This is a genomic window from Salifodinibacter halophilus (genome assembly GCA_012999515.1).
Taxonomy (GTDB): domain Bacteria; phylum Pseudomonadota; class Gammaproteobacteria; order Nevskiales; family Salinisphaeraceae; genus Salifodinibacter; species Salifodinibacter halophilus.
Genome location: JABEEB010000732.1, coordinates 1 through 236, shown reverse-complemented (window position 1 = coordinate 236; position 236 = coordinate 1). Strand labels below are relative to the sequence as shown.

Sequence of the window (236 nt, the reverse complement as noted above, 5' to 3'; positions counted from 1 at the left end):
CCAAAACACTGACTCGCTACATTCCAATCTATTCGCCGACAACGGGGTTCATTCCGTTGAAAGCACCCAACGAGAGCGTGTGCGCTACTTCAATCCACCGAAGCCAGCGACCCTCCACCCTCTCCCTGGTGATAATAGCTGTGTGGAACCACCCGATCCCATCCCGAACTCGGAAGTGAAACGCATATGCGCCGATGGTAGTGTGGCTTAAGCCATGCAAGAGTAGGTCATCGCCA

The 236-nt window shown here is 54.2% G+C and carries 1 rRNA gene; it reads left to right on the top strand.

The features are described from left to right. Window positions 1-124: 124 nt before the first annotated feature. Window positions 125-236, top strand: a 5S ribosomal RNA gene (gene rrf, locus HKX41_13495); the annotation flags it as partial.